Here is a 19,910-nt window from a genome sequence, read left to right as displayed (position 1 = left end):
TCTTTATATTCTAAATTACAATAATTAATACTAATTAAATTATACACGTTTATCTTTTGAATTTCTATCAAACGAAATGAGATTAAACATTTCACGCATGCGGCTTCTTACGCGGACTCCGTAAAACGATTCGATTTCTTCTGCTACTAGATTTGTAGTAATATGAGTAACCATGTCTTTTTCTATAAACAAATCATACCGTGAGAGCAGAATTTCAGCCATTACGTTGCATTCATTACCATAGTATTTAAGACTGCTTTCAGTGCCTAAGTCATCAAAACACCAAGCCTGTGGTGTAACTACTTTTTTATTATTCTTAAATGACTGATAGCTGTATTTGTGAATAGCATCATACCCTTGTGATATAAAATCATAACTCACTAATCTACATGAACGAACAATGTATCTGTTTGCTACAGGAATTATATGATTCATAAGATTCATGAGTGTTGTTTTACCACATCCTACAGGCCCAGAAAGCATGATGCCTTTATCCAAACTAATCTTATGGCGTTGCGCATTCCTTTCGTCTTTTATAATGTAGATCAATATTTTATAAACCACTTCATAATCTGCGGGATCAATAAAAAATTTTAATCCGAAAAGTTCTTTACCTTTTTTATTTAAAAATGTAATGCATTCATCAAAATCAAGTACCTTTTCTGTTTGATTATTCATACCTGCTGACTTAGAGTGGTTCTGAGTAGTTTCTGTCTGTATTGGTGTGTAATTTTTCATTTATATTTTTATGTGTTGATTTATTTACACTTTCACTGGTGTCAAATTTTACTTTTTTTAACATCCATTTTTGAGCAGCGGCTTTCCAATCCTGAATTTTTGTTTGATTAGCGGTACACCAACCCGTTGCCTGGTAATGAAAAAAAAATGTATCTGCTTCCTGTTCCGGCCATTCTTTTTCATTAAAAAATTCTTTAACCTCATTATGGGTTGGGGATGTATTTTCGTTTCCCCTATGTTTATTCTGTTTATTATTGTTTATATATAATACATGTACACTTTCATGTACAGTTTCTGTACATGTGTCTGTACTTGCACCTGTACATACTGATGTACAGAAACTGTACATGCTAATGGATGAATTGTTCGAATTCCGGCTCGGCTTATAATTGATATATTTCCATTCATGCAGTTCTTTGAGGCATTTTGTATATGTTGTCAGTGAACCAATGCACGCTCCTTTCATTATTTCCAAGCGTTGATACAATAAGGGATTTTTAAACCGGTGTATGTTCCATTGCCGAAATAATGCCATATACAATGATACATGGCTTGGCGTTAATCTTTCGTCGTAATAAATACTTTCAAAAACTTTATTTAGATGCTTAATGTAGTTCATTTATAATGTGATTTGTGTAAAAAATTAATCTGAGTTGCGATGAACAAAAATTGAAAGGTACTGCGATATATAAAATACATACTATAGCGTATTCTTTACATTTGTTCATGTATTTTTCTACGTATTTATCATACATATGCATATACGTATATGCTATTTATTGGCATTATATACACTTATTACACATTACTTATAACCTATGTTAAGATTTTGGAAAGCAATACTTTTTTGCTTGTGTTAAGAGATTTCGTTATTTAATTTTGAAACATTATTAAGCTATTATTAAATAATGATCGAAGCTACTTACTCAGATAGAAAAGCTGCTATAGAAATTCTTACTCAATCTTTTAATTCAAATAAGAGTGTAGAATATGTTATCAGAGGAGGGAAAAACCGTTCTGCTCAAATCAAAGCGCTGATGGAATATGCCTTTGATATGTGCATGCTTTTTGGTAATGTTTACTTATCTGATGATAAAAAAGCGTGTGGCTTAGTTTTACTTCCACATAAAAAAAAAGTAACATTAAAGAGTATTGAACTTGACATTAGCTTTTTATTATTATGCAGCGGCATAAAGAAGGTGTCAAAAATTCTCAAAAGAGAAGAAGCAATCAAAAATGCTCATGCTGAAAATTCCTATGCACACTTATGGTTTTTAGGAGTTGCTCCAAAAGAGCAAGGTAAAGGCTATGGAAGTACATTGCTTAACGAAATAACTGAATTATATACTAAAATAGGATTGCCTGTATATTTAGAAACATCCACGCTGTCAAATTTACCTTGGTATAAAAAAAACGGATTTGAAATTATTCAGGAATTACGCCTAGGATATTCGTTATTCATTCTTAAAAAAGAAATAAATATTCATCATGCTCTTGCCTGGAACTGAAATTCACATCTTCGTTTTTTTTATTTTGGTTGTTGAATTTATTTTCTTTCTATTTCAGATCATTTATTATTTTTCACGGCCAACCGACATACAACGATTACGTTTTCTTCTGTTGCTTTTATTTGCTGTATATTATAATAGTGTAAGCGGTTTCCTGCCCGATAAAAACATACCCTTATCTATAGAGGTACAAAATACCATTGCATATTCCGGAGGCCTGTTATTATCATTTTACCTACCCTATTACATCTATAAATCTTTTAATTTGGCATCTCTTAAGTTTTATGCGTATTGGGGCTCTGTGGTTTTTTTATTCATGCCATTTTTCATGTGTTTTGTAGTTCCTTATTATTTCACCGGAGATATAAACCTAAGCCGAAAACTGGTGGTAATTGTGCCTTTTATATATGCACTGAGTTTTATTTTTTGCTTTACAAAAGCTATTCGGGAAGCATATAGCTATTTAATACAGACATTTTCTAAAATTGAAATGGCAGGCATATATATTACTGTTATATTCTGGACTGCATTACCTATTATTGTTTATTTTGACGGCAGTCAATTGGTAGAAAATACAATAGCAAATGCAGGATTCCTTCTTTTAATTATTATTGCTATTAGAAAAAAGATTTCTGAATCAAGATTAGAATACCAGATGCTTTTATTATCAAAAGATGACTCTAAAAACACTGAAATTGAAATCGTATTTGATGAAAAACGTTTTCAGGAAAACTGCGCTGATTTTAATTTAACAGCCCGTGAAAGGGAAATTATACACCTGCTTGCAAAAGCGTATACGTACAAAGAAATTGCAGAAGAATTATTTATATCTGACAGAACTGTAGCGAAACATATAAGTAACATTTATTCAAAAACAGGTGTGAGCCAAAAGTCTGAACTTTTAGCAAAGCTGGAATATTCATTACTCATTGCTTAACAATAATCCTTCTTGTATGATTACTCCATCCAGATAAATAATAAATGCTTCTGCCAATAAACGTAACGATTTTTTATCCTGGTATTTCAAAAGCAAGGCCTTTTCATAAATAGGATTATATTTGTCAAACCATTCATCAAACATTTCATCTGTGTTTATTCCCATTAATGCTGCAATGGAATGCTGAATGGATGGCTCATATTGGGATTTAAGGCCAATATTTTCCATGCCGATCAATAACTGCTGTAAACAAAGATCTTCTACGATCAAGTCTACTAAAATTGTTTTATCTGTATTCATACCAACGAATTTATATAACCAATTTACTGATAAATAAATCCGTGAAAGCCTGGGTAGCTTTCAGCGGATTCGATTCTTCTCAGTCAACTTAAGTGCTGATTCAAAATTAGGTATTCATTATTTATTCGAGGTTAACAAAAGATAAGAAATGCACCAATCAATTATTATATTTATTAAGTTTCAGCCAAGATAAGATTGAATAAAAATGTGTACCTAATGTATCTGGTAATTGATTAATTAATTGATTTTTTTTCTCAAGAATGGCATCATAAAACTTAAGGGCTAAAAATTCCTGATGTATTCTGAAATAATGCATATCTATTTCAAGTAATGTGTAAACTGTATCTTCATACCAGTTATACATCTGTGCTTCATATTGTTTTGGCAAGTCAATTTTTGAAAAAATGAGATCTGCCAGATTTGAGTTAAAATCATCTGTTGCCAGACCTGTTGCTTCAAGCCCAATTAGAAGCCTTCTGCTCTTCATATCTGCGAGCAATAATAGTATTATTTCTTCTTTGCTGTATTTCATTGTAGTTTCCATAAATAGCTGATCAAAATGGATAATAAGCAAATATAATGATTATTTATAAATCCTTTACATAGTTTCCCATTAATTAATGGTTAGTTATACAAAGGATACTTTTTTCTTTTGTTTATGGAAAAGAAAAAAGCAATAGCTAAAAAATTAGGTAACAATCCTGCCAAAAAGGTAACTAAGGTGACTAAAAAAGTTGTAAACAAAAAAACAGATAAACATATTCAAGCTTTAGCAGCTAGAATCCGACAAATACGTAAAAAGTTGGGTTATACAAATGCCGACTTTTTCGCCTATGAGCACAATATTTCCCGATCACAATTTTCACGTTATGAATCAGGAGAAGATATCCGTTTTTCTAGTTTGATGAACGTAATAAATGCTTTAGGGATGACAGCAGAAGAATTCTTTAGTGAAGGTTTTGATTAATATTTGAGGTGTATGCCTATTAAACTCTCCGAATTAAACAGATTGCTAATGTCTTTTAAATATATGTGTGTGTATGATTTGCTTGCGTATGGTGAGAAGTTAGATACTGGTAAGTTTAAAAAGCTTTTAGATGAAAGGATAAGAGATAATGGAACTTCAGAAGAATACTATCAAGTTGATGGATAAGCCTAGATTGAAATTCAATTAATCTATGCTCTCTCACAGAATCAAATAAGTAGGAAAATATGCGTCTTGGAATCTAGAAAAAAGAAATATCAGAATAATATTCTTTCTTTTAAAAAATCGATTAATCTTATTCGAGAATCCTTCGTAGCAATTAAAGAATTATTTTTTTCACGAATTAACGCTGTTGCTACATGTATAGCATCATTAATTTCGATCGATTTTAATCCAGATAATTCTACATGAGAGGGGGTATCATGTCTTATTCAAGAACAACTAAGAATTTAGAATTGTTTGCATCGCATATGGGTAAGTCAAGTGCTCAGGATGTAGAGAATTATTTAGGAGTTAAGAAGGGCTTAGTAGTATTTAGTGATAAGCATGTATCATATGGTAAATATTATAAAAGAAAGAGAGTAGTGAATAAAGTATTTAAGGCAAAAGATCACGTTTCTAAGACTGATAAGACAGTTCATAATCAAACGTTGAATTATTACTGTGGTAAGCTTCAAAGGTTTTTAGATTGCGAGTTGAAGGGTGTTTCTACGAAATATCTACAGGGGTATTTGAATTGGTTTATGTCTATTGAAAATGGAAAGAGAGAAGCATCATCTGTTAAGAGTGCTGTGATGGAGAATAGAGTGGCGTTGGATATATTTAAGCAGAAGGAAAAAGAGTTTCAGTATTTCTTAAAAATTAACGGTAGAAATAACTACGGGAAGTGTAGGGATAGGTATTATGGAAAAGTAGCATAGTAATAAAAAAATCTATGCTTTTACTATATTTTAAAATAAGTGTCTTTAAATTATTATATTTAGAGGCATTTATTTTAGTTAATTGAAACAATTTGTCTTAAAATAGTTAAAAACTATAAGACAATTGCTATTTTTGAAAAACCTCTACTTTTATGGATAAGACCAAAGATATTATTTTTGACGTTTTTAGATTTCAAATAGTTCCTATATCTTCTACTAACCAAATGGTGCTTTTTAGCGAATTTACAAACGTAGATGATTTAAAGGCGAATAAGAACTTATATTTTTCTACAGTGTTGAAAGCTAATAATAGCTATTATAACAAACAAAATGAAACTCTTCCTTATAAAAGCATTTATTCAGAAGATGATTTGATAGTTTTTAGATTAGCTGCTAAAAAAGGTAGAATAATTCAAGACAGTAATTTTACTCAAAAGCAAGTTGAAGATTATCCTGATGTATTAGTTATTATAAATAACAATCCGGAAATTCAAAAAATAGCTATTAGTAGAAATATACAAGCGTTTAGTAGTTCTGATGTTGTGTTGCATATATTGGAATCAAAATACAGAGATTTATTAAGAGCATACAATTTACAAATATACATAAAGCCAATATTCAAAACTTTTGAGTTTTGGCAAATAGCTAATCAGTATGAAGGTCGTGTTGAAGGCTTAGAATTTGAACTGATAAAGCCGAATATGAGTAATATTAGTGGTTCATTAAGGGAATCATTTAAAAGCATTATAGACACAACAAATAGTCATACAACTAAGTTAGTAATGAAAGCTCCCGAAGATTCTTCTTTGGAGCATATAGATAGCAATAATGAAGACTTAAAAGGTATGGTTGATTATGCCTCAGAAGGTGGAGGCGAAATTTCAATAAAAGTTAAAGGAATAAAAAGAAAGATTAAAACTAAAAAATCATCCACTCAAGTATCAATTGATTCAATTGAACTTACGGGGAATCCAAATGCTGTTATTACTGCTTACAATAAAATAATCGGAAGTTGAATTACATAAAAAACATATTCACTTATTTAGGAATCAGTTTTATACTGACAATATTATCTAATGCATTAGAAAGTGATTTTTGGGCTAAATTTTTAGATGGAAATCTTATTGTTATTCTAATAACTTTATTAGCAATTAATACTGCAACGATAAGTCTTATTATATCTAAGATGCAAGAGATTGCCGAGAAACATATTATTGATTTTGATGGTGCAATAAAAGAAGTTAAGAAATCCTTATATGAGCAAATCATTTTAATAGCATTGGCAATTGTATTTTTAATATTAAAAGATAGTTCTGTTATTAAAACAACTTTTAAATATCATGATGTCGCATTTAATACAATTATTGGTAGTATTTTTATTAATTCAATTGATATTTTAAGGGATACAGGTGTTGCTATTTTTGAAATATTAAAATTCAATAATCGTAAGTGATAATTAATACTATGGATGAGATAATTAATGATTATAATGATTTTCAAGTTATAACAATACCTCCGCATAAAATATCAATTATGCGTGTTTTATTAAAAAAGAATTTTGTTCTAACAAAAGAAACAGAAGAATTTATAAAGGTTGATTTTTCAAATGGTTTTGGTGAAAAATATTCCCATCCACAAAACAAAAAAAGTGAGAAATATTCACAACCCAATTACAATTTTATACAAATAGAAAATTTAAGTGAAGAAGAAGTTTCAGTAAGTATTCAATATTAATTTTATTTTTTCATGACAGATAAATATACAATCCGTGATTTCTTTGCTTATTTATTAATAGGAATTTTTCTCTTATTAACTCTATTATTTGAGTTTAAAGCTTCTTTATTTCATTTTTTTCAAATATCACAAAGAGGTATAAAAGACAATCCCGCAACAATACTTTTTCTATTAATTCCTGGGCTTTATTTATTAGGACATATAGTTCATGGAGTTGATTTAATAATTACTAAAATTGGTATGTATATATGGGATTTTAAGAAAAAAAGCTACAAGAGTATATTAATCAAGAGAACCTTATCTTTTTTGAATTTTGTAGTTAATGGTTATAGACAAGTTGGAATTTTAAATTCTCAAAGCACGCAAATAAATAATCATATTTCATTTAGAAAAAAAGTATGCGAACTACAATATGAGGGAAAGTATAGTAGTTCTGAATATTGGAATTTAATGAATGAATTATTCAAAGGTTTAACCTTAATCACATTTGGTTGGAGTATATACTATTTAACACAATGCATTTTAAACTATTCTCTCATTTATTTTTTATTGACTTGTTTGTTTTGGTATAGGGCAAGATTTATGGTTGTAAATTATGTATCTATGGTTAATAATACATATAATATCATCTCTACGCCTTAATATAATAAGGCCTAAGTTTTTATTATACTTTACGAAATTTTTTTACGAAATATTTTGTCTTATAGGCTTATCAGGGGAACAACTGCATTGAACAACAACTACTATGGCAAATAAAGCTAAATCAGAAATTCTTGAGCGTTTTAAAAAACAAAAATCAAAACCAAATCATGTGATTGACCAAGGTGTTATTTCACATGCAATTTTCCCAAAGTTAAATCCTAAAGAACAGGATTCCTTTAATGATACTCTTAAAGAAATGTATGATGAGGGTCTTATTTTAACAGAGCAAAGAACAGGTGCATTTTGTATAGTTCTTACCGAGAAAGGATATGATACGATTTATCCTATAAATGAGAAAGACGCTATTGAAAAGATTGGCAAATCTATCATGAATCGGTTTTTAGATACAAATTCAAGAGTTGGACACATAATAGATAATCGGTGGCTAAATTATGGTCTTACAGAAGATTTGAATCCTAAAGAAATAGATTTAATTGATAAATCTATAAGCAATTTAATTAAGAAGGAATTCATTGTTGCTTCACAAAATGGTATATCCTTAGCTCAAAAAGGATTTGATAACATTTATTAAATATTTAGAATAGATTATATTAATCACAACAAAAAAATAAAACTATGATATATATACCACATCAAATAATTCCACTCGGCACATCAGGCAGAATTAAAATTGATAATAAAAATTTAGAATTTAATTTTATTAATTCCGCACCTGCAAGTAATATTGGAAATCTATATTTATATGGAATTGGTAGTAATGGAATTAATGAAAGTATATTTATTGTAAAAATGGAGAAATATGACTTTAAAGAAGTGTATGAAAAAATGTGTCATAGATATAGGATACAAATGAAAGATATTACGGTTAATACTTATCAATATCAATTGTTAATTGTAGGAACAAAACATCCAGAAAATAATATAGCTTTTAATAATAGCAGATTTATAACAGTATTCTTTACTAATTCTTTTAAGAAAGTAATATTAGCTGATAGTAAGGAAATGGATATTGCAGAAAATAATATTGATGATTTTCTGAAAAGTTTAGATAATTATGATTTAGGATAAATTTTCTAGGACACTTGTATTATAGAAGATATTTTCAATCGTCTTATTTCCTTTTTATGTTCAATGATTTCTTGTTCAGCTATTTTTAATGCTTCAATGGCTTTAATATAGGTATCCATATCTACATATGTTTCTTCAATAACAGTATTGTTTTTAATGCGTTTCAAAACAATACAATCTACATATTTAGTGCATACTCTCGTATTGTCTATTGTCTGAACCAGGATTAAACTGATTAATATGGTTATCATGATACAGAATAAATACATACACAATTTATAAATGATACTGCCGCGTTTCATTACCGTTCCTTTTAAGGAACGGAGTCAGATACGGCACGGCACCTGGAGTACGACTGTGCGGACCGCCTGCGTTTATTACACTCTACCCCAACCCTGCTACCGGTACGGTGTCTATTGAAAATACCGGCACGCAGGTATTCACACAGCTGGAGATTATTAATCCGGAAGGAATGACCCTGAAAAAAGAAACCGTAACCGGTGCTCTTACCACAACAGATGTATCGGCCTTTCCACCGGGTATGTATTTTGTGCGCTTAACAAACGATGCAGCCTTTACCGTGATGAAGCTGGTTAAGGAGTAATGGTTTCGGATTAGATAAAACATAATAAAAATGGGCAATTTCATGCAAATGGTTGGTGACGCCCGGGTGATTCGCAATCACACCGGATAATGCTGACGGGCTAAACACCAACCATGGCGGGGGATTTCAACGGCATATGCCGCAATATATTTATTAAATGCTTCTGCTACGTACGGGCGAATCGCATTCGCCCTTTAGGTTTAGCATCATTCGCCCTTTAGGATTAGCATCATTCGCCCTTTAGGATTAGCATCGCATTCCCCTTTTAAAACAGGCGAATCGCATTCGCCTTTAAAAATTAAAATTCGCCCTTTTAAATTGGGCGGATGCGATTTGAATGAAAGGACGGATGCGATTTGAATGAAAGGGCGAATGCGATTTGAATAAAAGGACGGATGCAATTCGAATGAAAGGACGGATGCGATTTGAATGTAGGGGCGAATGCAATTCGCCCCTACGGTTGCGTTATTTATGTACGGGGGCGAATTTCTGTACGCAGTTATTATCGGCGTCTGCAATGTACAGGCTGCCGAACGAATCGATTGCTACGCCGCGCGGGCTTTGGAACTGACCATCGTCAATACCGGGTCCGCCGATCACTGTAATGAACGTTCCTGTATTTGAAAACTTCTGTATGCAGTTTCTTTCCAGGTCAGATACATAAATATCCCCTGCCGGACAAGCACCAATACCAATCGGCGTTAAAAACTTTCCGTTTGTAGTGCCCTGTCCGCCCCACTTGGTAATAAACTCACCTGTATTGGTAAACTTCTGCACTTCTCTGGTTTGAGAGTCTACAATATAAATATCTCCTTTTGCATCAATGGCAATATCTGCCAGCCAGGAGAAATGACTTGCGCCCGTGCCCTGCTGCCCCCATTTAGAAAGGAAGTCGCCGTTGCTGTTAAACTTCTGTACCCGGTGATTATCTCTGTCTACTACATAAATATTATCATCTCCATCAATAGCCAGTGCAATGGGGTCATTAAACTGTCCGTTGCCTGAGCCGTAATTCCCCCAGGTAGAAATCATTTGTCCATCCGGCGAGAATTTCATAATACAGTGTTTCTGATCGTCTGCAATGTACACATTGCCTGCATGGTCAATGGCAAAGTCTGCAAGGTTGCCATACGTATTGTTCCAGGAACCTATGTTGCCCCACTTCTGTATAAAATCTCCGGTAGGTGAAAATTTCTGTATGTAATTAATATCCATTACATATACGTTGTTTGCCCTGTCGAGTACCACATTAAAAGGAAAATAGAACTGTTCATTCTGTCCAAGCGGATTGCCCCACAGCAACACATAATGCCCCTGGTTTGTAAATTTCTGTACGCGCTGATTGCCTGCTTCAACGGTATAAATATTATCAGAGGCATCCAGAGCAATGCCTGTAATGGCGTTAAAGTGATTTGGTTTATCGCCGATCTTTCCCCACTTCGCTATAAATACACCTGTGTTTGAAAGTTCCTGAATACGCGTGTTGTTATAGTCAACAACAAACAGGTGATTTTTTTTATCAATCGCTAATCCGTTCGGGTAATTGAACTGGCCTTTACCTTCGCCGTATGAACCCCAGGAAGCGACCATTTCACCGTCGCCGTTAAACTTCTGAATGCGGTGATTGCTGGCATCGGCAATGTAGAGAAAGCCGTATGTATCGATCACAATATCTTCCGGCTCATTCAGCTGCCCGGGTTCTTTACCCAGCACACCCCATTTTTTCAGAAAGACACCATCGCTGGTAAATTTCTGTACGCAGTGATTGGCACGGTCTGTAACATAAATATTGTTCATGCTGTCAATAGCAATGCCTGTTAAAAAAGAAAACTCCCCTTCATGTGTTCCGTATCTTCCCCATTTAGTAACAAACTGTCCATCCAGTGTCATTTTCTGAACACGGAACCCGTCAAGCACATATAAAAAACCCTGCTTATCAATGGCCATGCGGGATGCATCTGAAAACTGTCCTTCGCCAAAACCAAAGCGCCCCCATTTTTTCAACAGCGTTCCTTTTGCGTCAAACTTTTGTACCCGGTCAATATCAGACACGTACACGTTATTCACGGAGTCAACAACAATACCCAGCGGACTGATGAATACCGGTGCTATTCTGGAATTTTTATAGCCGCTTAGTTTCCGTTCAAATAAATAGTTTTGCGCGGATGCAATGCCTATAAATTGTAGTGCAGATATGAGTAACAGACAAATTCTCGTCTTATTGATGTACATAAGGAATGGATATTTTGGATTAAAACTGTTTGTTAATTTTGAAAAACGATCTCCCGAAATTGTAATTTTTGAATTATTAACACATGTATATTTTTCAAAATATTGAACAGTAAGGTAATGTTACAAAAAAAAATATATACATAGCAATGTTTAAACGAATAAAATAGTAGTATGCCAGTAGCCAAAAGTCACCAGCATAAAAAATAAAACACCAGAACTTTTATCCACAAGTACGATTATTCTAAGAAATAGAACAATTGAATGTTTGATTTGTATTTATCCGATTTTTAGGATTAAATTCCGTGGTAGGTGAAATAATCTTTACGTTACTTTTAATAAGGCAATCTGTCCGTTTACAGGGCAACCGCAAGGTTTGCCCCTGCCATTATACCGATACAGGCGGCAGTGCAATGTCTGCAACAGGCAGATATAGGTTTTTATGCTGCAAGGCATTAATAAAACCCGCCGGGTTTTGAATGTACATATGATCTAACGGAAACGAATATCCGATATGGGCATGCGGAATATATTTTTTAATGCCTGTCAGAAAAATGTTCCGTTCAACCGGATCGGTGCATTCAAACGTTATCTCAATCGAATCTCTTGTACATATTTGAAAATGACTTGTTTTGAACAACGTAATAAGATACCATACGGTGTGTTTTTCTACAATGGGTTTTATCCAGACAATGCTTTCAGGCTTATGCTTAATCCGATTTACCCAAAATGCACCTCCGTGCTTTGTTCCTATTTTAAAGCATACGGCCAGCAGCAGCATTGCAATACCGAGTATAGTAAAGGGAACAAAAAATTTCATTGTTCCATAAGCAATTGCGCATATACCTGTGCCAATTATTAGCACCCGTGCAAAGTTCCCTGCTAAGAACACATGCTCACACTGATGTTTTATATACGTTTCAAAATCTTCATCATTGATATCCGGTTCGGGCAAGCGGCTTATGATTGCCGCTGCCTGTTCATCTTTCAGATTCCTTGCTGTTAGGCTCCCGTAAAGCTCTTCAGCTGTTTTCCCTTTTCTTTTTTCTTCCAATGCGAAAAACCAGTGCTGTTCCTTATCATAATCCAGCTCTTCTGGGGTAGGTTCAAAAATAGAAGCGTCCAGTGGCCTGGTTTTATACACTTCAATAAACACAGCCAGCGCTTCTTTTGTTAGTGTATTTCTTTCATGAGTAGCAATATGCAGCAGCTTTTCATCCGGCATGGATGAGAAATTCTGCCTGATCTGATGCAGGTCGGCCATACGTGTTGACAGGATAATCAGCCCAAAGATAATTCAAATAAAACAATCAGGCGATCTGTATACCTGAAATATGATTTATTCGTTAAAAATGCGATATTAGTCATAAATTCCGGCCAGGCCGCCGGATTATTCTGACCGAATCATCTAAAGCCTTATAACGTTACACGCATACCTGCTTATGAAAAATAACAACCAACCCCTTATCTGGATTTTACGCTTTATAGTATCTGCGCTGTTTATTTTTTCAGCTATTTCTAAATTAATTCCGAGTATTGCTGCTTTTGAACATCAATTGGTTGTACAGAACATAACAAATATCTGCTTTGCGCCTATACTTGCGCGCGTTGTAATTGCGGCAGAATTCTTCTTAGGGATCGCGTTCCTTCAAAATCATTACTTTAAAAAATTCATTTTGCCGGCCATGTTCCTTATGCTGCTTGGCTTCTGCATCCACTTAAGCTACCAGATCTTTTTACATGGAGACAGCGGTAATTGCGGCTGTATGGGCGACCTGATCCCGATGACACCTTCGCAGGCATTGATTAAAAATGTTGTTACCCTTGGCATATTGGTTTACATTTATACAAAAACGCAGGTGGCTAAAGCAAATCAACACCGCTACCCGCTTGCCATTCTTCTGGTATGTTTTGGGTTTGTATTCTGGAAATACCAACCGGAATGCGGCTGTGACACGGCTGAAATCCTTACCCCTCCTGCACCTGTTATAGAGCGCATCATTCAGATTGATACGGTATATGTAGACAAAACTACGCTGAATAAAAAAGGCAAAACAGGTACAGAAGTAAAGCCATCGGATAAAAAACCACAGACAGATGCTGTTGTGTTGCCTCCGGAACCGGCTGTTCCGACGGTTCAGCGCCGCACATCCATCTTCGCTCCGTATACAAACTTCAGTACCGGCACAACCAATCTGGATGCAGGCAGACAGATTGTATGTCTGTTTAATGTAGAGTGCGACCATTGTATGCATACAGCCAAAGAAATCTGTGAGTTAAACAAAACCACAAAACTTCCTCCGGTACACATTATCTTCTGGGGAGAAGAGTCTCAAAAAGATGCCTTCTTTAAATTTGCCGGATGCACGTTCCCGTATGCATTTGTTGAAGCCACTAAATTCTTCCGTTTGCTTGATAAAGCGCCTTCTCCGCCACGTATCGTTGTGCTGAATGAAGGAAATATTGTAGGTGATTTCTCTTCTGAAACATTTTCAAAAGCTGCTTTAGTTGACGCAACAAAAAAATAATATGTTGTCCAGATCATTTGCATGGTTCTTATGCATCAGCCTTTGTTTTTTATCGTTCCATATAAAAAACAAAAAAGGAGTTGCCTTAAAAAAAATTGTTATTGACGCGGGCCATGGCGGTAAAGACCCGGGCTGCAACGGAAAATATTCCAGGGAAAAAGATATCACCTTGCAGATTGCGCTTGAGCTGGGCGAACTGATCAAAACAAATCTTCCCGATATTGAAGTTACCTACACCCGCAAAGACGACCGTTTTATTGAACTGCACGACCGTGCGGGTATTGCCAACAGGATTGATGCCGACCTGTTTATTTCAATCCATGTGAATGCGGGCCCCGAGCAGTTTGCCGGAACAGAAACGTACTGCATGGGATTGCATAAAACAGAATCGAATATGCAGGTAGCGCAACGGGAGAATTCTTCTATTCTCATGGAAGCAAACAACCAGGCAAACTACGATGGTTTTGATCCCAACAAACCGGAATCGTACATCATGTTTTCCCTGTATCAAAGCGCCAACTTAAGCAACAGCATGATACTTGCAGAACGCATTGAAGAAGAATTCAAAACATACAACCAACGCTACAGCCGAGGTGTTAAGCAGGCAGGTTTTCTGGTGTTATGGAAAACAACCATGCCGGCCGTACTTGTGGAAACAGGTTTCTTAACACACAAAGAAGAAGAAATCTATCTGAATTCTGAAAAAGGAAAAACCCACACGGCGTATGGCATCTATAGCGCCATCGAAGATTATAAACTGCTGATCGAAGCGGAATAACAGTGTATCGTTTAACGTGTAATATGTAGTCATTACACGATTTAAACCTATCTGCGTATGATCTGTATTCCAATAATCAGGGATTAAATAATCCTAATTAAAAGATCGATATCCTGGGGCACCGGTCAGTACCGATCTCCGTCAACAGATAAAACTAAATACGTTACCTTACACTTTTAACTTTTCACGTTTACATGACTGACACTGAATTACACGCATTAAAATTTCCGATCGGGGAATACCAAAAAACAGTTGACCCTTCTGCCGCACAACTTACGGCGTTTATATCTGACATACATTTATTTCCGCAACGCCTGCGGGAAGCTGCAGAAACACTGAGTCAGGCGCAGCTTGATACAACGTATCGCCCGGGCGGGTGGACGATCAGACAGGTGATTCATCATTGTGCAGATAGTCATATGAACAGTTTTATTCGTTTTAAGCTGGCGCTGACAGAAGACACTCCTACGATCAAACCTTACTGGGAAGACCGCTGGGCAGAATGCATTGACAGTAAAATGGCTATAGAATTCAGCCTGCATATCTTAGACGGCTTGCATACCCGGTGGACCGCTTTACTGGAATCACTTTCAGCCGCTGAATTAAAACGGGAGTTTAACCATCCGGAACACCACGCACCATTTAAAATTGATGAATACATCGGCATGTATGCCTGGCACAGCAATCACCACCTGGCGCATATCACAGCATTAAAAAAACGGAAAGGCTGGTAATACCTGCCTTTCCGTTTTTTTAACAGACACGATCTTTTACTTCAGAAACCCATTTCATCAAATGGGTTTCTTTTTTTATATCCCTTTCCGAAATTGAATTAATCCACTTTTATAAAAAAATATTGAAAATTCCGTTACCTCGGTCATAGCTCTGGTGTATTTAAATAGAATGAAGTTTTAAAACCGAATATTCATACACTAAAAAAATATACTTCTCACACTAATAAGAGACCGACGATGAAACATGTCTATTTAGTACTATTCAGTATACTGAGCATTGTATTTGTACAGGCACAGGATAAATGTGCGCCCGTGGGCTGGGCCACACAAAACGGAGGTGTAACGGGCGGCGGCTCTGCCACACCTACAGTTGTTACAACCTATGCGGCGTTAAAGACTGCACTTACCAGCACTTCTGTAAAAGTAGTACATGTATCCGGAACGATTACCTTTCCAACCAACGGACGCATTACCATACAGGATACCGATGGAAAAACCATTATCGGTTTAGCGGGTTCACGTATGATCTCGGTTGATAAAACCAAAGACGGTTCAGGAATTATGTACATCAAACGGTCTAAAAATTTCATCATGCGGAATTTAACGTTTGAAGGTCCGGGGGCCTACGACACAGATGGTAACGATAACCTTACTATAGATGCCTGTACAAATTTCTGGGTAGACCACTGCGATTTTCAGGATGGTATGGATGGAAATTTCGACATTAAAAATGCTTCGGATTATATTTCAGTAACGTGGTGCAAATTCAGCTATATAAAAGCCCCTATACCAAACGGACCGGGAGGTTCGGATGATCACCGGTACACAAACCTGATCGGCAGTTCAGACGGCGCCACCGGTGATGCAGGCAAACTGCGTGTTACTTTCCAGTACTGCTGGTGGGGACAGGGATGTGTAGAACGTATGCCGCGTGTACGGTTCGGTAAAATACACCTTGCAAACAATCTGTATAACAGCACCGTTTCAAACAACGTTATCCGCGCGGGCTATAAAGCAGACCTGCTGATAGAAAGCAATGTTTTTATCGGTGTGAACAAGCCGATTGATCTGTTTGAAAATGATTTCACGGCGGTAACCGCACGCAACAACATCTTTACAAATACAAGCGGCAATACAGCCGGAAGCGGTACATCCTTCACTCCTCCCTACACGCTGACAGTTGCACCAGCAAATACGGTGCAGGCACTGGTAACAAACACTGCCTGCGGTTCGGGCGCAACGCTGGACAGCCCTACGCAATGCGGCTGCGGAACAACACCTGTAAACAATAACCCCACAGCAACACTTTCTGCTCCTGCCAATGGCGCTTCAGGCTGTATAGGAACGGCAATTACCCTGACAGCTTCTGCACAGGACAGCGATGGTACCATTCAGAAAGTAGATTTTTACAACGGCACTGCCTTGCTTGGTTCAGACAATACATCTCCCTACTCGATTACCTATACGCCAACAGCGGCAGGTACCTTATCCATCAAAGCTACTGCTACAGACAATGCGGGCGGTACCGGCACGTCTGCAACCAACACAGTAACGGTATCTGCATTACCAACGGCAAGCGTTTCTTCTTCAACCACCAATCTGTGTCCGTCTGGTTCTGTTGTGCTGACAGCCACTACAGGCGCTTCGTACAAATGGTTCAGAGGGACAGAACAAGTGGGAACCGCAGCAACGTACACCGCTGCCGAAGCCGGTGCCTATACCGTAGAAGTAACCAATGCGGCAGGCTGTAAAGCAACTTCTGCAGCCAGAACACTTACAGGGACACTTCAGGCAACCCCAACGATAACAGCATCAGCTACGTCATTCTGCGCAGGCGGTTCAGCTGTATTAACAGCCAGCAGCGGCGCTTCGTACAAATGGTACAGAGGAACAGCACCGGTGGGTACAGCAGCATCCTTAACCGTTACAGAAGCAGGTGCCTATACCGTAGAAGTAACGAATGCTTCCGGATGCAAAGCAACATCGGCTGTAACACAAATCGCTGTGAATACCGCAACAATACCAACGGTAACGGCTTCATCGACTTCATTCTGCGCAGGCGGTTCAGCTGTATTAACAGCCAGCAGCGGCGCTTCGTACAAATGGTACAGAGGAACAGCACCGGTGGGTACAGCAGCATCCTTAACCGTTACAGAAGCAGGTGCCTATACTGTAGAAGTAACGAATGCTTCCGGGTGTAAAGCAACATCGGCTGTAACACAAATCGCTGTGAATACCGCAACAATACCAACGGTAACCGCTTCATCCACTTCATTCTGCGCAGGCGGTTCAGCTGTATTAACAGCCAGCAGCGGCGCATCGTACAAATGGTACAGAGGAACAGCACCGGTGGGTACAGCAGCATCCTTAACCGTTACAGAAGCAGGTGCCTATACTGTAGAAGTAACGAATGCTTCCGGGTGTAAAGCAACATCGGCTGTAACACAAATCGGTGTGAATACCGCAACAATACCAACGGTAACGGCTTCATCGACTTCATTCTGTACAGGCGGTTCAGCTGTATTAACAGCCAGCAGCGGCGCTTCGTACAAATGGTACAGAGGAACAGTACCGGTTGGTACAGCAGCATCCTTAACCGTTACAGAAGCAGGTGCCTATACCGTAGAAGTAACGAATGCTTCCGGATGCAAAGCCGCCTCTTCCGTTACGCAGATCAACACAACACAGCAAACTGTCTGGTATGCAGACGCTGATAACGATGGCAAAGGCGATGCAGCTTCAACGCTGCTTTCCTGTACGAAACCACAAGGGTATGTTTCCGTATCGGGAGATGCCTGCCCGGCAGACCCGGGAAAAACAGCTGCGGGCAACTGTGGCTGCGGCAATACAGAAGCTTCTTGTCTGGATTGTTCGGGAACACCGAACGGAACTGCATTTTACGATAACTGTTCCATCTGTGTAGGCGGCAATACTGAAAAAACGGCTTGTGTAACAACGGCAACAATTAATGGAACAAATACAAATATTAAAGTTGTGCCGCAGCCTTTTGATGTGCATACATCTATATCAATAGAAAATCTGGGCATGATCCAATCCATCACAATCATAAACAGTGCGGGTACAGTTGTTGAAACAACTCAGCAGATCAATGCACCATACATCACCGTGGGTGAATCGCTTGCATCTGGATTATACACCGTTCTTATTCATGTTGAACAGGGTGTGTATACAACAAAGATTGTAAAAAAATAGTAGTTAGCAGTTAGTAATTATGAATTATAAAAATACATTATGATTCATAATTACTAACTTTTTTTATCTGCTGTATGTTAGAAATACCTCTACCGCGTTATCACCTTTTGCCAGGTAGTTTAATATGCCTGTTGAATAAGACATGGCAAGAGATAGGCTGGATGTTCCTATGTGAATGTCTTTTAATCCGCCGATCAGCACAACACCTTTCTGATACTTATAATTTCCGCCGAATTCTACCAGATTCTGTAGCGTTATAATAGCTGCAACCTGTACATCATGCATATTGTGTTGCTGATACTTATACCACACATGTGTTGTGAGCTGAATATCGGGATTAATAAAAAACAGATAACTGACATTCGCATTGTATTGTCTTCTCAATTCAAAGATTTGTCCAAGCGGACTGAGTTTCCCCTGAGAAATCTGCTGTATCGAAATACCTGCTTTAAGCTTGCGGCCTACCACCCAAAGGCCTGTGCTGCCATCGTATGCCAGATCAGAACCGCCGGCACTGGATTGCGTTGCTTTAAATGCATAACTAACGGCACCTACTGCTATTCCTGCGGATAAAAAATAGGTTTCTGAAAGGTGTATATCAAATGCGTACCTTCCATATATCCTGTTTTTACTGAAAAAATCTCCTTCACTATTATTAAACAATTGAATACCTACGGAGTGTGCACGATTAAAACGATTAGATTGTATGCGAAAATTTGCATCAAAATAGGTTTGTCTTACACCGCGGAAAACACCCAGCTGCGACTTATGCCCCATGTGTAAGATAACGCCTGCTGTATCCGTATTTGCTGGATTTATGAGGTAGTAGTTTTGAAAGAACTGATCGTATGTATCCGGTATAAGCGCTCCGTTTTGCCCTTTTGAAATAAAGGATGTGATAAAAAATACGGGAAGAATATACCAGTTACGGACAGCATTCATTGAACAAAACAACATCAATTCTATTAATA

At 36.8% G+C, this 19,910-nt stretch carries 24 protein-coding genes; 16 read left to right on the top strand and 8 right to left on the bottom strand.

The window, feature by feature from the left end; all coding sequences use genetic code 11:
- Positions 1-39: 39 nt before the first annotated feature.
- On the bottom strand, positions 40-738 hold the full coding sequence (locus CHU_RS05760) for an ATPase (RefSeq protein ID WP_238379352.1): 699 nt from the start codon (positions 736-738) through the stop codon (positions 40-42).
- Positions 689-1,357 (bottom strand): hypothetical protein, encoded by a 669-nt coding sequence (locus tag CHU_RS05755; RefSeq protein ID WP_011584573.1) that lies wholly within the window; start codon positions 1,355-1,357, stop codon positions 689-691. The genes CHU_RS05760 and CHU_RS05755 overlap by 50 nt, the downstream gene beginning before the upstream one ends.
- A gap of 289 nt (positions 1,358-1,646) precedes the next feature.
- On the opposite strand from CHU_RS05755, the gene CHU_RS05750 reads away from it, so the two are divergent.
- Positions 1,647-2,246 carry a GNAT family N-acetyltransferase gene (locus CHU_RS05750; protein WP_011584572.1) on the top strand — a complete coding sequence of 200 codons (600 nt, stop codon included), beginning with the start codon at positions 1,647-1,649 and terminating at the stop codon, positions 2,244-2,246.
- Positions 2,227-3,183, top strand: coding sequence for a helix-turn-helix domain-containing protein (locus tag CHU_RS19835; protein WP_011584571.1), 957 nt, complete (start codon positions 2,227-2,229; stop codon positions 3,181-3,183). Before CHU_RS05750 ends, CHU_RS19835 begins: the two co-directional genes overlap by 20 nt.
- Here CHU_RS19835 and CHU_RS05740 read toward each other — a convergent pair.
- Positions 3,169-3,483, bottom strand: a complete 315-nt coding sequence (locus tag CHU_RS05740) for a hypothetical protein (RefSeq protein ID WP_011584570.1) — start codon at positions 3,481-3,483, stop codon at positions 3,169-3,171. The two genes, CHU_RS19835 and CHU_RS05740, sit on opposite strands and share 15 nt — an antisense overlap.
- A 157-nt stretch (positions 3,484-3,640) precedes the next feature.
- A complete protein-coding gene (locus CHU_RS05735) occupies positions 3,641-4,015 on the bottom strand; it encodes a hypothetical protein (RefSeq protein WP_238379351.1) in 375 nt (124 codons plus the stop codon).
- Positions 4,016-4,141: 126 nt separating this feature from the next.
- On the opposite strand from CHU_RS05735, the gene CHU_RS05730 reads away from it, so the two are divergent.
- The 9 genes from CHU_RS05730 (at position 4,142) to CHU_RS05695 (ending at position 8,853) form a co-directional block, all read left to right on the top strand.
- Entirely contained in the window at positions 4,142-4,450 is a 309-nt protein-coding gene (locus CHU_RS05730) for a helix-turn-helix domain-containing protein (RefSeq protein WP_011584568.1), read from the top strand.
- Positions 4,451-4,462: 12 nt separating this feature from the next.
- Positions 4,463-4,636 (top strand): hypothetical protein, encoded by a 174-nt coding sequence (locus CHU_RS19525; RefSeq protein ID WP_187148220.1) that lies wholly within the window; start codon positions 4,463-4,465, stop codon positions 4,634-4,636.
- Positions 4,637-4,875: 239 nt separating this feature from the next.
- Complete coding sequence (locus CHU_RS05725) at positions 4,876-5,388, top strand: hypothetical protein (RefSeq protein ID WP_041932220.1); 513 nt, start codon at positions 4,876-4,878, stop codon at positions 5,386-5,388.
- Between the two features lie 152 nt (positions 5,389-5,540).
- The gene (locus CHU_RS05720) at positions 5,541-6,404 is read left to right on the top strand and encodes a hypothetical protein (RefSeq protein ID WP_011584566.1); all 864 of its coding nucleotides are present in this window, start codon (positions 5,541-5,543) and stop codon (positions 6,402-6,404) included.
- On the top strand, positions 6,401-6,841 hold the full coding sequence (locus tag CHU_RS05715; RefSeq protein ID WP_011584565.1) for a hypothetical protein: 441 nt from the start codon (positions 6,401-6,403) through the stop codon (positions 6,839-6,841). Before CHU_RS05720 ends, CHU_RS05715 begins: the two co-directional genes overlap by 4 nt.
- Before the next feature lie 11 nt (positions 6,842-6,852).
- Entirely contained in the window at positions 6,853-7,122 is a 270-nt protein-coding gene (locus CHU_RS05710; RefSeq protein WP_041932219.1) for a hypothetical protein, read from the top strand.
- A 12-nt stretch (positions 7,123-7,134) separates the two neighbouring features.
- On the top strand, positions 7,135-7,764 hold the full coding sequence (locus CHU_RS05705; protein WP_011584563.1) for a hypothetical protein: 630 nt from the start codon (positions 7,135-7,137) through the stop codon (positions 7,762-7,764).
- A gap of 103 nt (positions 7,765-7,867) precedes the next feature.
- Positions 7,868-8,356 (top strand): hypothetical protein, encoded by a 489-nt coding sequence (locus CHU_RS05700; protein WP_011584562.1) that lies wholly within the window; start codon positions 7,868-7,870, stop codon positions 8,354-8,356.
- A 44-nt stretch (positions 8,357-8,400) separates the two neighbouring features.
- Positions 8,401-8,853: a hypothetical protein gene (locus tag CHU_RS05695; protein ID WP_011584561.1), complete on the top strand. Its 453-nt coding sequence runs from the start codon at positions 8,401-8,403 to the stop codon at positions 8,851-8,853.
- Positions 8,854-8,858: 5 nt separating this feature from the next.
- Here CHU_RS05695 and CHU_RS05690 read toward each other — a convergent pair whose 3' ends face one another.
- The gene (locus CHU_RS05690; protein WP_143144144.1) at positions 8,859-9,104 is read right to left on the bottom strand and encodes a hypothetical protein; all 246 of its coding nucleotides are present in this window, start codon (positions 9,102-9,104) and stop codon (positions 8,859-8,861) included.
- A 104-nt stretch (positions 9,105-9,208) separates the two neighbouring features.
- On the opposite strand from CHU_RS05690, the gene CHU_RS05685 reads away from it, so the two are divergent.
- Positions 9,209-9,457: a T9SS type A sorting domain-containing protein gene (locus tag CHU_RS05685; protein WP_081428651.1), complete on the top strand. Its 249-nt coding sequence runs from the start codon at positions 9,209-9,211 to the stop codon at positions 9,455-9,457.
- Between the two features lie 465 nt (positions 9,458-9,922).
- On the opposite strand, the gene CHU_RS05680 is transcribed toward CHU_RS05685, so the two are convergent.
- Together CHU_RS05680 and CHU_RS05675 are read right to left on the bottom strand one after the other, a co-directional pair.
- Positions 9,923-11,689, bottom strand: a complete 1,767-nt coding sequence (locus tag CHU_RS05680) for a 6-bladed beta-propeller (protein WP_011584557.1) — start codon at positions 11,687-11,689, stop codon at positions 9,923-9,925.
- A gap of 385 nt (positions 11,690-12,074) precedes the next feature.
- The gene (locus CHU_RS05675; RefSeq protein ID WP_011584556.1) at positions 12,075-12,950 is read right to left on the bottom strand and encodes a hypothetical protein; all 876 of its coding nucleotides are present in this window, start codon (positions 12,948-12,950) and stop codon (positions 12,075-12,077) included.
- A 178-nt stretch (positions 12,951-13,128) separates the two neighbouring features.
- Between CHU_RS05675 and CHU_RS05670 the strand changes: the two genes are divergently transcribed.
- From CHU_RS05670 to CHU_RS05655, 4 genes are all read left to right on the top strand, one after another.
- The gene (locus CHU_RS05670; RefSeq protein ID WP_011584555.1) at positions 13,129-14,214 is read left to right on the top strand and encodes a CHU_1165 family disulfide oxidoreductase; all 1,086 of its coding nucleotides are present in this window, start codon (positions 13,129-13,131) and stop codon (positions 14,212-14,214) included.
- A 1-nt stretch (position 14,215) separates the two neighbouring features.
- Positions 14,216-14,992 (top strand): N-acetylmuramoyl-L-alanine amidase family protein, encoded by a 777-nt coding sequence (locus CHU_RS05665; RefSeq protein WP_041932218.1) that lies wholly within the window; start codon positions 14,216-14,218, stop codon positions 14,990-14,992.
- A 194-nt stretch (positions 14,993-15,186) separates the two neighbouring features.
- Positions 15,187-15,726 carry a YfiT family bacillithiol transferase gene (locus tag CHU_RS05660; protein WP_011584553.1) on the top strand — a complete coding sequence of 180 codons (540 nt, stop codon included), beginning with the start codon at positions 15,187-15,189 and terminating at the stop codon, positions 15,724-15,726.
- Between the two features lie 237 nt (positions 15,727-15,963).
- Entirely contained in the window at positions 15,964-18,939 is a 2,976-nt protein-coding gene (locus CHU_RS05655) for a T9SS type A sorting domain-containing protein (RefSeq protein WP_011584552.1), read from the top strand.
- 63 nt (positions 18,940-19,002) lie between these two features.
- Here the strand turns inward: CHU_RS05655 and CHU_RS05650 are convergent, their stop codons facing one another.
- Positions 19,003-19,881, bottom strand: a complete 879-nt coding sequence (locus CHU_RS05650) for a PorP/SprF family type IX secretion system membrane protein (protein ID WP_041932217.1) — start codon at positions 19,879-19,881, stop codon at positions 19,003-19,005.
- Between the last annotated feature and the right edge of the window lie 29 nt (positions 19,882-19,910).

This window comes from Cytophaga hutchinsonii ATCC 33406 (assembly GCF_000014145.1).
GTDB lineage: Bacteria > Bacteroidota > Bacteroidia > Cytophagales > Cytophagaceae > Cytophaga > Cytophaga hutchinsonii.
The sequence above is the reverse complement of the archived record's forward strand: the minus strand, read 5'-3'. Positions and strand labels throughout refer to the sequence as shown.

Excerpts from the sequence above, each read along its gene's own strand:
- CHU_RS05760 (WP_238379352.1), bottom strand. The coding sequence starts at position 738 with ATGAAAAATTACACACCAATACAGACAGAAACTACTCAGAACCACTCT.
- CHU_RS05755 (WP_011584573.1), bottom strand. The coding sequence starts at position 1,357 with ATGAACTACATTAAGCATCTAAATAAAGTTTTTGAAAGTATTTATTAC.
- CHU_RS05750 (WP_011584572.1), top strand. The coding sequence starts at position 1,647 with ATGATCGAAGCTACTTACTCAGATAGAAAAGCTGCTATAGAAATTCTT.
- CHU_RS19835 (WP_011584571.1), top strand. The coding sequence starts at position 2,227 with ATGCTCTTGCCTGGAACTGAAATTCACATCTTCGTTTTTTTTATTTTG.
- CHU_RS05740 (WP_011584570.1), bottom strand. The coding sequence starts at position 3,483 with ATGAATACAGATAAAACAATTTTAGTAGACTTGATCGTAGAAGATCTT.
- CHU_RS05735 (WP_238379351.1), bottom strand. The coding sequence starts at position 4,015 with ATGAAATACAGCAAAGAAGAAATAATACTATTATTGCTCGCAGATATG.
- CHU_RS05730 (WP_011584568.1), top strand. The coding sequence starts at position 4,142 with ATGGAAAAGAAAAAAGCAATAGCTAAAAAATTAGGTAACAATCCTGCC.
- CHU_RS19525 (WP_187148220.1), top strand. The coding sequence starts at position 4,463 with ATGCCTATTAAACTCTCCGAATTAAACAGATTGCTAATGTCTTTTAAA.
- CHU_RS05725 (WP_041932220.1), top strand. The coding sequence starts at position 4,876 with ATGAGAGGGGGTATCATGTCTTATTCAAGAACAACTAAGAATTTAGAA.
- CHU_RS05720 (WP_011584566.1), top strand. The coding sequence starts at position 5,541 with ATGGATAAGACCAAAGATATTATTTTTGACGTTTTTAGATTTCAAATA.
- CHU_RS05710 (WP_041932219.1), top strand. The coding sequence starts at position 6,853 with ATGGATGAGATAATTAATGATTATAATGATTTTCAAGTTATAACAATA.
- CHU_RS05705 (WP_011584563.1), top strand. The coding sequence starts at position 7,135 with ATGACAGATAAATATACAATCCGTGATTTCTTTGCTTATTTATTAATA.
- CHU_RS05700 (WP_011584562.1), top strand. The coding sequence starts at position 7,868 with ATGGCAAATAAAGCTAAATCAGAAATTCTTGAGCGTTTTAAAAAACAA.
- CHU_RS05695 (WP_011584561.1), top strand. The coding sequence starts at position 8,401 with ATGATATATATACCACATCAAATAATTCCACTCGGCACATCAGGCAGA.
- CHU_RS05690 (WP_143144144.1), bottom strand. The coding sequence starts at position 9,104 with ATGATAACCATATTAATCAGTTTAATCCTGGTTCAGACAATAGACAAT.
- CHU_RS05680 (WP_011584557.1), bottom strand. The coding sequence starts at position 11,689 with ATGTACATCAATAAGACGAGAATTTGTCTGTTACTCATATCTGCACTA.
- CHU_RS05675 (WP_011584556.1), bottom strand. The coding sequence starts at position 12,950 with ATGGCCGACCTGCATCAGATCAGGCAGAATTTCTCATCCATGCCGGAT.
- CHU_RS05670 (WP_011584555.1), top strand. The coding sequence starts at position 13,129 with ATGAAAAATAACAACCAACCCCTTATCTGGATTTTACGCTTTATAGTA.
- CHU_RS05665 (WP_041932218.1), top strand. The coding sequence starts at position 14,216 with ATGTTGTCCAGATCATTTGCATGGTTCTTATGCATCAGCCTTTGTTTT.
- CHU_RS05660 (WP_011584553.1), top strand. The coding sequence starts at position 15,187 with ATGACTGACACTGAATTACACGCATTAAAATTTCCGATCGGGGAATAC.
- CHU_RS05655 (WP_011584552.1), top strand. The coding sequence starts at position 15,964 with ATGAAACATGTCTATTTAGTACTATTCAGTATACTGAGCATTGTATTT.
- CHU_RS05650 (WP_041932217.1), bottom strand. The coding sequence starts at position 19,881 with ATGAATGCTGTCCGTAACTGGTATATTCTTCCCGTATTTTTTATCACA.